At 41.9% G+C, this 8,862-nt stretch carries 11 protein-coding genes, 3 pseudogenes and 1 other annotated feature; of the genes and pseudogenes, 11 read left to right on the plus strand and 3 right to left on the minus strand.

The window, feature by feature from the left end; translation table 11 throughout:
• A pseudogene (locus FTV17_RS14955) lies at positions 1–390 on the plus strand (hypothetical protein); the annotation flags it as partial.
• Positions 391–1,183: 793 nt separating this feature from the next.
• Here FTV17_RS14955 and FTV17_RS14960 read toward each other — a convergent pair.
• Positions 1,184–1,600, minus strand: a complete 417-nt coding sequence (locus FTV17_RS14960; RefSeq protein ID WP_163169825.1) for a hypothetical protein — start codon at positions 1,598–1,600, stop codon at positions 1,184–1,186.
• Between FTV17_RS14960 and FTV17_RS14965 the strand changes: the two are divergent.
• The 3 genes and pseudogenes from FTV17_RS14965 (at position 1,553) to FTV17_RS14975 (ending at position 4,185) form a co-directional block, all read left to right on the plus strand.
• Positions 1,553–2,525, plus strand: a pseudogene (locus FTV17_RS14965) (IS3 family transposase). The gene FTV17_RS14960 and the pseudogene FTV17_RS14965 sit on opposite strands and share 48 nt — an antisense overlap.
• Positions 1,842–1,958: a sequence feature (AL1L pseudoknot), on the plus strand. It overlaps the preceding pseudogene by 117 nt.
• Before the next feature lie 151 nt (positions 2,526–2,676).
• The gene (gene floR, locus FTV17_RS14970; RefSeq protein ID WP_000214122.1) at positions 2,677–3,891 is read left to right on the plus strand and encodes a chloramphenicol/florfenicol efflux MFS transporter FloR; all 1,215 of its coding nucleotides are present in this window, start codon (positions 2,677–2,679) and stop codon (positions 3,889–3,891) included.
• A gap of 27 nt (positions 3,892–3,918) precedes the next feature.
• Positions 3,919–4,185 (plus strand): LysR family transcriptional regulator, encoded by a 267-nt coding sequence (locus FTV17_RS14975; RefSeq protein WP_077170324.1) that lies wholly within the window; start codon positions 3,919–3,921, stop codon positions 4,183–4,185.
• Positions 4,186–4,220: 35 nt separating this feature from the next.
• On the opposite strand, the gene FTV17_RS14980 is transcribed toward FTV17_RS14975, so the two are convergent.
• The gene (locus FTV17_RS14980; RefSeq protein ID WP_005028420.1) at positions 4,221–4,925 is read right to left on the minus strand and encodes an IS6 family transposase; all 705 of its coding nucleotides are present in this window, start codon (positions 4,923–4,925) and stop codon (positions 4,221–4,223) included.
• A 63-nt stretch (positions 4,926–4,988) separates the two neighbouring features.
• Between FTV17_RS14980 and FTV17_RS14985 the strand changes: the two are divergent.
• Positions 4,989–5,120, plus strand: a pseudogene (locus tag FTV17_RS14985) (IS3 family transposase); the annotation flags it as partial.
• Positions 5,121–5,338: 218 nt separating this feature from the next.
• Here FTV17_RS14985 and FTV17_RS14990 read toward each other — a convergent pair.
• The gene (locus FTV17_RS14990; protein WP_108091264.1) at positions 5,339–5,755 is read right to left on the minus strand and encodes a conjugal transfer protein TraD; all 417 of its coding nucleotides are present in this window, start codon (positions 5,753–5,755) and stop codon (positions 5,339–5,341) included.
• A 279-nt stretch (positions 5,756–6,034) separates the two neighbouring features.
• On the opposite strand from FTV17_RS14990, the gene FTV17_RS14995 reads away from it, so the two are divergent.
• From FTV17_RS14995 to FTV17_RS15020, 6 genes are all read left to right on the plus strand, one after another.
• Entirely contained in the window at positions 6,035–6,190 is a 156-nt protein-coding gene (locus tag FTV17_RS14995) for a hypothetical protein (protein ID WP_002061201.1), read from the plus strand.
• Positions 6,190–7,119, plus strand: coding sequence for a MobA/MobL family protein (locus tag FTV17_RS15000; RefSeq protein WP_119065094.1), 930 nt, complete (start codon positions 6,190–6,192; stop codon positions 7,117–7,119). Before FTV17_RS14995 ends, FTV17_RS15000 begins: the two co-directional genes overlap by 1 nt.
• Positions 7,116–7,616, plus strand: a complete 501-nt coding sequence (locus FTV17_RS15005; protein WP_068550831.1) for a hypothetical protein — start codon at positions 7,116–7,118, stop codon at positions 7,614–7,616. Before FTV17_RS15000 ends, FTV17_RS15005 begins: the two co-directional genes overlap by 4 nt.
• A 70-nt stretch (positions 7,617–7,686) precedes the next feature.
• A complete protein-coding gene (locus FTV17_RS15010; RefSeq protein WP_042087986.1) occupies positions 7,687–7,983 on the plus strand; it encodes a BrnT family toxin in 297 nt (98 codons plus the stop codon).
• Complete coding sequence (locus FTV17_RS15015) at positions 7,973–8,188, plus strand: hypothetical protein (RefSeq protein WP_042087985.1); 216 nt, start codon at positions 7,973–7,975, stop codon at positions 8,186–8,188. The genes FTV17_RS15010 and FTV17_RS15015 overlap by 11 nt, the downstream gene beginning before the upstream one ends.
• A 127-nt stretch (positions 8,189–8,315) precedes the next feature.
• Positions 8,316–8,862, plus strand: a 547-nt coding sequence (locus FTV17_RS15020) for a hypothetical protein (protein ID WP_180000638.1), incomplete at its 3' end; no start/stop codon positions are given.

The following is an 8,862-nucleotide window of genomic DNA, read 5'->3' on the forward strand; positions in this document are numbered from 1 at the left end:
AAATTTCCCTTACATTTTATTGATTTTGTACAAAGTGAAACACCAAAGACATTAGCAGATATACACTCTGATGAAGCTGTACTGCTATCAACGGTTAAGAATTTTATAACGCCCTTTAAAGAACAATATAAAAAAATAAAGAGTAAAAATAAGGAGATCAAAGAACACAATACGGTCGTACATAAAATTTATATAAAAATTAAAAATAAAGAAGCAACTTTGCAAAAGCCAACAGATTCAAAGCCTAAAGAATCTAGCCCCAAATCTGATGAAAAGATTACTTTACCAGTAAAAATGAAGCAGGTAGCTATTCAGCAAAATATAGCTTCACAAGAAAAGTCAATTACTGTGATTAAGAAGCGAAAATTTGCTTTAAATAAGGATAAGTAAATTTGTAATTGTAAATTATAAAGAAAATCCCCCCTAAGCCTTGCAACTTAGAGGGGTTTTCCAGTAAATTCTACGGTACGCAGTTATTTGATGTTAACCCATCGAATAACGAAGATCATAAGGTTTGGCGACCGTTATGATTTCACCAAAGGCTGGTACCTGAACTCTATTTTCACAATAAACAGTGTTTAGATCAAGTCTCAAAATGATAAGTCTTCGTTAATCCGTGTTTTAAATCATCAAATAAGCATCATAGATCGAGCTTTGCCTGCTTCTGCGTGTCCGTTTTAGGGATTGGCATGCGTTGCATGTGGAGGGAATAAGTGTCACTGGTGCAACGTAGCGATAGTCGAAAGGCTAAACCGCTACAGGGGAATCTCACAAAAGCGGAGCGTTAAGAGTAGCTGTATAGGTTGGTTAAGTTGCATGTTGGGGAAACCCTCGCAGAGATACCGCCATACTTCGACAGGGAGCGCGTGGGAGAAGGTGCAAGACCTTTAGTCCTTGTCTGCATAGTCTGCAAAGCTATGTGCGGATACGACCGATATACGTGGCTCCGAAGCCAAAAGAATATGCGGTAAATCGGCAATACTTAAAGGATGTGTCATTTTTTTAAATGACCGCCTTTAGGGAGAGTATTGCCGAAACTCTCTCAACCGTTCACCAAAGCCAAAGCACGAAGTGCGACGCTTGGGTAACGAGTTGAGAAGTTGAGAGCATGTGCTTTTGCTTTTATAGGTTTTTATATTTTTATAGAAGAGCTTTTGAGAAGCTTGTTCTGCTTAGGCTATTATTAAAATCCAATTCTGTTTGTATTAATAATAATGTTATTAGAATATTTTCCTCTGACATCATCGCAAACAGTTGTATAGCTATAATATTCATAGGTTTTTAGAGTACCAATAATATAGCCTCTTTGAAAAATAGGTTCCCATTGATTAGTAAATGGGCTCAAGAAAAGACCTTGTGAACATTCAATCGCTAAATTATTTTTCACTACATTATTTTTAGGATTTGAGTGAACTTCTTTTATAGAAAAATATCTAATATCATTATTATTTGGTGCTGTTTTGATTGAATTTTTGTCTACATATATTTTAGAAATCTCACCTTGAACCGTACCGGGTTTGTCGGAGACCAAGCTTTCTGAGAGAATGTCCCGATGAAAAAAGTAAAATATACCCCTGAAATCAGAGAAAGAGCGGTTCAATTATTGATTGAATCCGAGAAAGATTATCCATCGAATTGGGCTGCGATCACCGCTATTGCTCCCTGAGCAGTATACTGCGCAAGGGTTGTACTCCTGAAACACTACGTGTTTGGTATCAAAAATATTTAGATAAACAAAATCCAGTTAAAGTACAGCAGCTTTCAGACCAAGAACGTATCAAACAACTCGAACGCGAAAATAAAGAACTGCAACGCGCCAATGAAATTCTACGTAAAGCAGCCGCTTTTTTCGCCCAGGCGGAGCTCGACCGCCCACACAAATAATGGTGGATTTTATCCATAATAATAAAGAGCTGTACGGAGTCGAGGCGATTTGTAGAATTTTACCGATCGCACCTTCAACCTATTACCGGACTCTAGATCTCTGTGAAAATCCAGAACATCGAGCAAAGCGAGATTTACATGACTTGCATCATGCTGAGGAGATTAAACGAATTTGGAAGGAAAGTTCAGGTCGGTATGGTGTACGTAAAGTCTGGCAAAAACTGAAACGTGAAGGCTATATTATTGCGCGCTGTACTGTTGCTCGATTAATGCAAAAGCTAGGTATAAAAGGTGTTTGGCGTGGTAAGAACAAACAAACCACCCGTAGCCGAGATGATCAAAAACGAGCGGATGACTTGGTAAAACGTAATTTTACTGCTGATCATCCTGACCAACTGTGGGTGAGTGACTTTACGTATATTCAAACAAATTCAGGCTGGGTTTATACTGCATTTATTATTGATGTGTTCTCACGAGCAATTGTTGGATGGAAAGTATCGACACGGATGAATACAGATATGGTGCTCGATGCATTGGAGCAAGCATTTAGGGCGGCAGAGGGGGCTGGAACGCTGAGTGCGCCCATGCCGCATTGCGAAGCAAAAGATAATCGGATAAAATGTAGCAATTCATATTCGTAAGCGTGGAGTAATCAGATGGGAAATTCCAAGTCAGCAGACAAGTAAGCCGCAACAACCAGTATTGTTGTTGCGGCGCTCTGTAAGGCTAGTCTCATCTGATTGCTGACGAGCAGACGTCGCCCGGTATTCCTTAATCGAGGGTTGATTCGTCATGACCACCACACGCCCCGCGTGGGCCTATACGCTGCCGGCAGCACTGCTGCTGATGGCTCCTTTCGACATCCTCGCTTCACTGGCGATGGATATTTATCTCCCTGTCGTTCCAGCGATGCCCGGCATCCTGAACACGACGCCCGCTATGATCCAACTCACGTTGAGCCTCTATATGGTGATGCTCGGCGTGGGCCAGGTGATTTTTGGTCCGCTCTCAGACAGAATCGGGCGACGGCCAATTCTACTTGCGGGCGCAACGGCTTTCGTCATTGCGTCTCTGGGAGCAGCTTGGTCTTCAACTGCACCGGCCTTTGTCGCTTTCCGTCTACTTCAAGCAGTGGGCGCGTCGGCCATGCTGGTGGCGACGTTCGCGACGGTTCGCGACGTTTATGCCAACCGTCCTGAGGGTGTCGTCATCTACGGCCTTTTCAGTTCGATGCTGGCGTTCGTGCCTGCGCTCGGCCCTATCGCCGGAGTATTGATCGGCGAGTTCTTGGGATGGCAGGCGATATTCATTACTTTGGCTATACTGGCGATGCTCGCACTCCTAAATGCGGGTTTCAGGTGGCACGAAACCCGCCCTCTGGATCAAGTCAAGACGCGCCGATCTGTCTTGCCGATCTTCGCGAGTCCGGCTTTTTGGGTTTACACTGTCGGCTTTAGCGCCGGTATGGGCACCTACTTCGTCTTCTTCTCGACGGCTCCCCGTGTGCTCATAGGCCAAGCGGAATATTCCGAGATCGGATTCAGCTTTGCCTTCGCCACTGTCGCGCTTGTAATGATCGTGACAACCCGTTTCGCGAAGTCCTTTGTCGCCAGATGGGGCATCGCAGGATGCGTGGCGCGTGGGATGGCGTTGCTTGTTTGCGGAGCGGTCCTGTTGGGGATCGGCGAACTTTACGGCTCGCCGTCATTCCTCACCTTCATCCTACCGATGTGGGTTGTCGCGGTCGGTATTGTCTTCACGGTGTCCGTTACCGCGAACGGCGCTTTGGCAGAGTTCGACGACATCGCGGGATCAGCGGTCGCGTTCTACTTCTGCGTTCAAAGCCTGATAGTCAGCATTGTCGGGACATTGGCGGTGGCACTTTTAAACGGTGACACAGCGTGGCCCGTGATCTGTTACGCCACGGCGATGGCGGTACTGGTTTCGTTGGGGCTGGTGCTCCTTCGGCTCCGTGGGGCTGCCACCGAGAAGTCGCCAGTCGTCTAACCGACGACTGGTAGCAGGCCCGCTCCGATGCGGCGCACTAACCATCGAAACCTCGTGAATGTCGGTATCCTGTCTGGCAGGATACCGCTCATTTCCCTTGTTCAGTTCATCGCCGTCGCCGAGCATCTGAATTTTCGGCATGCGGCCAAGGCACTTGGTATCAGCCAGTCGAGCGTCAGCGCGCGTGTGAAAGCGCTGGAGGATAACCTTGGTGTCCTGCTATTTGAGCGCCATGCGCGGGGCGTTCGGCTAACAGACGCAGGCAGGCACTTCATGGGGCACTGTTGCAAATAGAGATTTGAGTCGATGATGTTCCCTTTAAAAAGTACTTAGAGACCGAAAACCCTGTTGATTAGACACACTTCACCCTGAGGCTGACCATAATAAAATGACGATGCTTGTCCTTTACGTAGTGCACGCATGACTTCAATACCTTTAATTGTGGCATAAGCCGTCTTCATAGATTTGAATCCTAATGTGGCCCTGATGATCCGCTTTAGCTTGCCATGATCACATTCAATCACGTTATTTTTATACTTAATCTGCCTGTGCTCAAGGTCTGGTGGACATTTACCTTCCCGTTTTAACCGTGATAAAGCACGTCCATATGTGGGTGCTTTATCCGTGTTGATCACTTGTGGAATTTGCCACTTCTTCACATTATTTAAAATTTTTCCAAGAAAACAATAAGCTGAATGGGTATTTCGTCTAGCAGAAAGATAGAAATCAAGAGTATGGCCACGTTGGTCAACTGCACGGTATAGATATGCCCATTTGCCATTCACTTTTACGTAAGTTTCATCCAGATGCCATAAATGTCGATCTGTAGGATTACGCCAATACCAACGTAAACGTTTTTCCATTTCTGGAGCATAACGCTGAACCCAGCGATAAATTGTGGTGTGATCAACATTCACTCCACGTTCGGCCAGCATTTCCTGAAGTTCACGATAGCTGATGCCATATTTACAATACCAACGAACAGCCCAAAGAATGATTTCACCTTGAAAGTGCCGACCGTGGAAGGGATTCATCTGCTGTATCTCGAAATAAATAAGATATTTAGCTTATCATGTCAGCCTATTTGCAACAGTGCCCAACTTGCGACACTAAATTGGGTAGATTGGTTCAATAAAGAGCGTGTACATAGTGCACTAGGTTATGTATCACCTTTTGATTTTGAAGCAATGTACTATGATAAGATTAACCCGTTAGGTCAGGTGGCCTAACTTAAATAAAAAACTCTCCGACAAACCCGGTACGGTTCACCTTTATCTTTGTTTGTGATGAATACATTAGCAAGTTCCCATTTAGGTGCTGCATGAGAGAGAATTGGTAAAGATAGACAGAGTCCTAAGATAAACTTTTTCATTAATTGTCCTATGAAATCTCATAATGATTTGTTAAATCATAACTTAATTTATTGCTGATCTAGCTTAGCTTATAATTAATTTGAATTATTTTTACGTTGTTTGAGAACTTCTAATCCTAAATCCTTCCAAATTTGCCATTTCATATCATTTGGGTCTATTTCAGCAGTTTTAAGCAGAATTCCAAGTAATTCGGCTGGGTCACGCTGATCAAGGTTAGCAATTTCAAAAAGTGCGCCTAATTGAATGAGATGACGTGTACGAGCTTTTCGTTCAGCTTCCTTTTCTGCATTCAGTAATTTTCTGACTGCTATCTTCTGTTTATTCGCTCGATCTATGGCTTTTTCAGCTTTGATCAAGGCATTCAATTTTTTCTCTTGGTCGGGAGTACGGTATTGGATTTGAGCTAATTCTAATAAAAGCTTTTGTGCATCACTGGGATTCTTTAAAGCAGAAATGTAGGTAATTTTTTCAGACAGCCAATCATTATTCATATTCAATTCCTTAATTCATATACCGCAAAAGCACAGGCTCAATACTCAAAGAACGATAACAAAATAATTACGTCCAAGGTACGCAATTTTGTTAAAGTCGTTCTAGAGATTGTCGCCTGTACTTCCATCAAAAAATTGATGGCGCGCTTAGACGTTTCTCAATTTCATTGAGAAACCTAAGCACGTTAGGGACTTCATCCCTAAAACCCTGAAACTTCTTTTTTTCGTTCAATTGAAAATTGAATGAAAAAAAGAAGTACCAAAGCTAGGAGCAACAGCATGCAACTAAAACAGGTATTGGGAAAAATCAAAGATATTAGTTTTGGCGTGATCGCAGCACCGCTAATTATCATCATTATGATGTGGGCTTCGATACTTGATCAAAGAGCGTTTAAAAAAGAACGTAACCGAAAAAAGGAACAGGATAAGACCTAATGGCGATTGCTCGTTTAAGTGTCAAAGTCGGTAAGGCAGGTAAAGCAGCACCGCATGCCGAATATATTGATCGGGATGAAGAAAAAAAGCTGAAACAAGAACAGGCAGAAACCGACCTTGAACATAGTGCCTATGGGAATATGCCGAAATGGGCTGAACATAATCCGATTACCTTTTGGGAAGCAGCCGACCTTTACGAGCGCAAAAATGGCAGTACCTATCGAGAATATGAAATTGCCCTGCCTAGAGAGATGAATGCCAAACAACGTCTAGAACTGGTTGAGGAGTTCATTCAGTCCGAGATCGGCTCAAAATATCCATATCAGTTTGCGATTCATAACCCTAAAGCAATGGACGGCAACGATCAGCCCCACGTGCATCTCATGTTTAATGAACGTCTGCAAGATGGAATCGAACGAGATCCAGAGCAATATTTCAAACGCTATAACAGCAAAAATCCTGAACGTGGCGGAGCTAAAAAAGACAATACAGGCAAGAGTTACCAGGAACGAAAAATTGATATTAAAGACCTACGCCAAAGATGGGCGGATTTATGCAACAGCCATTTAGAAAAACATCAAATTGATAGCCGTATTGATATGCGAAGCTACAAAGAGCAAGGCATAGAGAAAGAACCCGAAAAGAAACTGTTACCAAGCCAAGCCAAAGACCCTGAAATTAGGGAAGCCCTACAACAATCACGTACAGCCTATAAAGAGCTTGAGCGACTAGACTTAGGCGACCCCAAACAAGACCTGAAAGACCTCAAAAACAGCCCAATTTCAGACAAAGAAATTAAACAGGGTATTGAGAGCTTTAAGGCTGATTTTGACAGCTTTAAACAGCTTGCTTTGGAACAGTACAAACAACAGCAGAAATTAGAAAGAGAGCAACAGAAAACAATGAAGTTTAGAGGGATGAGCCGATGACACCTGATGAAAAAAAGCTATATGCACTAATGGCAGTTGCAGAACAACAGCAGAACCTCGTCAATCAGGCCGTTAAAGAGCTTCAAATCACGAAAGAACACATTCAAAGCACTATTGCTGGGCAGACCCACCATACTGTATCAAAATCGCTAAATACGGGCTTACAGGAGGGTACAGCGGAGCTTATTAAGACCGCTAAAGCACTTGGACGCTTGAATAATTCAATTGAATCAGCCCGTGATCAGTTGTCATGGAAGCTCATTACCATTGTTCTAGGCATCTTTGCCATTCTGATGCTTGGTATCATTTGGCTGTTTAGTGTTTATATCAAACCTTTAGGCAATATCCCGCAGATCGAGAGCCTGAGACAGCAAGGCATCCAGTTTGATATTGGAAGTTGTAAAGTTGATGGAGAATCTAAACCGTGTGTCCGAGTGATGAAAAAGCAGTGCGGATATGGAAAAAATGGCGATTTTTGTGTCATAGACCCAAAATAATAAGAATATTTCTTATGCTAAAAGAAAATTCTTACTTAATTTCAATTCTACGAGAGGAAAAGGGGTAATCATGCCATTGATTGAATATTACGGCTTGTTATTTGAATGGCATGACCAAAAAATGGATTTAGTCTACAGAGGGCGTGAAATTACGTTCGAAGAAGTCTGTAGTATTTTCCTTGATCCTGCATTGATGTCTTTTGATGATGTAGGACACTATGACGAACAACGACTAATATCAGTCGGTTTAAGCAATCGTGGTAGACTATTAACAGTGGTTTGGGTTGAACGTGGAGATGTTGCGAGAATAATCACTGCATTTGAACCATCACATCACCAAAAGCGGAGGTACAGCAATGCAAAATGAATTAGAACGCTATAAAAATTTTGATCCTACCAATGCCCCATTGGTTAAACCTAGTTTTGTGAAAAAATTACAGGAACGTCACGCCATCGCTCAAGCAAAGGCTTTTGATGCTGATGTGGTGACATGGTTAGGTTCACAAGATAATGAAACAAAACAACATATTAACGATATGGTTCGCCATATTATGGCATTGAAACGTACTTAATTAGGTATGACCTCCCTTTTTTGTTTTAATGTTTGATTGATTAATTAGAAAGCTCATTTGGTATTCATACCAAATGAGCTTTTACTTTATAGTTTTTGAAGGATACGCCGTGGTTAAGGAAGTTGTTATGTTGAAACATTCAAGTTTGGAAAGAAAAGAGTTCAAGCATGAAGAACTTGCACTAATAAAAAAACTTGATTTCAACGATATTGAGATTATTAAGCCTGATAATCTTGGACAAATCTTAATTTGGACTTCTAAACTTGCTGAATATCATCATGCTCAATTTGTTGAATTTAGTCATAAGTTAGATATTGTTGATGAAATAGAAGAGCGAGAAGAGATTAACAATAAGATTAATTTTTATAGAAAAAGTAGAGTTTTAGAGAATCATATCAAGGATTTCTATCTAAAAAAGCTATTGGATCAAGGAGAAGCGACAGTAAAGGGATATATCAAACATCCGATTAAACAGGATACAAATTACGCTGTAATTTCTTATCACGGATATCATTTTGTTAGTTTTGCTACTCCAGAGATTATTGAAAAATTTCCCTTACATTTTATTGATTTTGTACAAAGTGAAACACCAAAGACATTAGCAGATATACACTCTGATGAAGCTGTACTGCTATCAACGGTTAAGAATTTTATAACGCCCTTTAAAGAACAAT

Source organism: Acinetobacter sp. YH12239, from assembly GCF_013417635.1.
Taxonomy (GTDB): Bacteria; Pseudomonadota; Gammaproteobacteria; order Pseudomonadales; family Moraxellaceae; genus Acinetobacter.

What these genes read in the sequence shown, in the direction of transcription:
- floR (WP_000214122.1), top strand. Translation starts at nt 2,677, where the DNA reads ATGACCACCACACGCCCCGCGTGGGCCTATACGCTGCCGGCAGCACTG.
- FTV17_RS14975 (WP_077170324.1), top strand. Translation starts at nt 3,919, where the DNA reads ATGCGGCGCACTAACCATCGAAACCTCGTGAATGTCGGTATCCTGTCT.
- FTV17_RS14980 (WP_005028420.1), bottom strand. Translation starts at nt 4,925, where the DNA reads ATGAATCCCTTCCACGGTCGGCACTTTCAAGGTGAAATCATTCTTTGG.
- FTV17_RS14990 (WP_108091264.1), bottom strand. Translation starts at nt 5,755, where the DNA reads ATGAATAATGATTGGCTGTCTGAAAAAATTACCTACATTTCTGCTTTA.
- FTV17_RS14995 (WP_002061201.1), top strand. Translation starts at nt 6,035, where the DNA reads ATGCAACTAAAACAGGTATTGGGAAAAATCAAAGATATTAGTTTTGGC.
- FTV17_RS15000 (WP_119065094.1), top strand. Translation starts at nt 6,190, where the DNA reads ATGGCGATTGCTCGTTTAAGTGTCAAAGTCGGTAAGGCAGGTAAAGCA.
- FTV17_RS15005 (WP_068550831.1), top strand. Translation starts at nt 7,116, where the DNA reads ATGACACCTGATGAAAAAAAGCTATATGCACTAATGGCAGTTGCAGAA.
- FTV17_RS15010 (WP_042087986.1), top strand. Translation starts at nt 7,687, where the DNA reads ATGCCATTGATTGAATATTACGGCTTGTTATTTGAATGGCATGACCAA.
- FTV17_RS15015 (WP_042087985.1), top strand. Translation starts at nt 7,973, where the DNA reads ATGCAAAATGAATTAGAACGCTATAAAAATTTTGATCCTACCAATGCC.